Here is a 1,744-nt window from a genome sequence, read left to right on the forward strand (position 1 = left end):
TCTGTTCGGCTATATCGAGGGCTTCTACAATTCCCGTCGCCTGCACTCGGCTCTGGGCTATATCAGCCCCGCCGAGATGGAACGCAGAGCGGCTTAACCCCGTCCACTTTTTCGGGGGAAGATCAACATCGATCCAAAGCTGGATTTCATCCGGAAGCATTTTTCGGAGATCGCGTTGCCGCGATGAATGAATAATTGGGCTGTCGTGCAGGTCGCGATCTCATATCCCAACTGTCTGTAGGATGCAGTCAATCAGCTTTCCGGGCAGCGGAGGACTTAGGCGGCGATCGGGAACGGGGTTCCTTACGAGACAACGTCTCTCATCACCCATTTAGGGTGCCGCTTTGGGTAGATGGTGCGGGCGGTCGGATTCGAACCGACACGTATTTCTACGGCGGATTTTGAAGTGAGTCGCGGCTTTCATCGGGCTGCTATTCCACGGATGACGGCGCTTCAAACAAGAACCCAAGGGTCAGCCGACACTCCTAGATGGCACTTGCCCGTTGAGACGGCCCGTCCGATGTGCACGCTATAGCCCGATATTACCGCATCCCTTCACGCGGCGGCTTCAAATCGGAAGATCTATCGCCTTCTATCTCCACAAGAGTAAAGAAGTGGAGATACGGTATGAGCGTTGCGCCGCATGTCGCCCGCAGGACAATTCGCCGGCATCAGCTACGAGAGATCGTGCCGCTTGCCGACAGCACAATCTACGACATGGAGCAGCGAGGAGAATTCCCGCAGCGCTTCTATCTCACCTCGCGTTGCGTCGTCTGGGATCTGGCAGAAGTCGAAGCTTGGCTTGACGCTCGACGCCGTGCCTCTCGGGCCAATGCTATCGAACGCGCTCCAAGCCCCGACGTGAGATTGCGCCGCTCTCGGCCTGTCAAACACTAGGCTCGAGCTCAAGCAGCTCCATCGTGGCCGGGAGCAGGGTCGGCACATACTTCCGACCCGCGACCCAAGCGTCCACCAGGTTGGACCACTCCTGCATCATATGCCGGCGCTGGTGCTCATACTCCGCCTTGTTGTAGACGCCACGCGAGGACCGTCCGTCCTCATGCGCCAAGCACTTCTCGATCCAGTCGCTGTTGAAGCCGAGTTCGTTCAACAAAGTGGACCCGGTGCGTCGAAGATCGTGAACAGTGAAGGGCTCAAGTGGCAGCCCCTCCTTTTTCGCTCTAGCGACCACGGCGGTCGTGATCCGGTTGAACGTCGCCCGCGACATTGGCGCGTCAGCGTCATATCGCGACGGAAGGACATAGCGCGAATTGCCGGCGCAGGTTTTCAACGCGATGAAGATGTCGATGGCCTGCTGAGACAGGTAGACGTTGTGTGCCTTCGACCGCTTCATTCTTTCCTTGGGTATCGACCAGACGGCGTTCTCAAAATCGACCTCATCCCAGGTGGCATCCTGGAGCTCGCTCTTCCTGACCATCGTCAGGAGGAAAAGCTTCATTCCCAACCGTATGGTCGGCAGTGTCGGCACATGCTCAAGCTGACCGAGCATGACGCGGATCTCCGCGGGCGATAGGGACCGATCCTTCGGCACGAAGGTCGCGATGGACGCAGGCCCAACCTCATCCGCTGGGTTGGCGACCTTCTCGCCATGCAGGATGGTGATCTTCCCCCGAAAAAGTGGACGGGGTTAAGCCGCTCTGCGTTCCATCTCGGCGGGGCTGATATAGCCCAGAGCCGAGTGCAGGCGACGGGAATTGTAGAAGCCCTCGATATAGCCGAACAG

General features: G+C 58.2%; 1 protein-coding gene and 1 pseudogene. One reads left to right on the plus strand and one right to left on the minus strand.

Annotation, left to right across the window (positions count from 1 at the left end; genetic code table 11):
* Positions 1-627 precede the first annotated feature (627 nt).
* Positions 628-897, plus strand: coding sequence for an AlpA family phage regulatory protein (locus tag AB1598_15075; GenBank protein ID MEW6146334.1), 270 nt, complete (start codon positions 628-630; stop codon positions 895-897).
* Here AB1598_15075 and AB1598_15080 read toward each other — a convergent pair.
* A pseudogene (locus tag AB1598_15080) lies at positions 887-1,618 on the minus strand (site-specific integrase). The gene AB1598_15075 and the pseudogene AB1598_15080 overlap by 11 nt on opposite strands.
* Positions 1,619-1,744 lie beyond the last annotated feature (126 nt).

It is taken from the genome of Thermodesulfobacteriota bacterium (genome assembly GCA_040754335.1).
GTDB lineage: Bacteria > Desulfobacterota_D > UBA1144 > Nemesobacterales > UBA2774 > 2-12-FULL-53-21.

Bases quoted from the DNA above. Each gene is read 5' to 3' on its own strand.
- AB1598_15075 (MEW6146334.1), top strand. From the start codon at position 628: ATGAGCGTTGCGCCGCATGTCGCCCGCAGGACAATTCGCCGGCATCAG.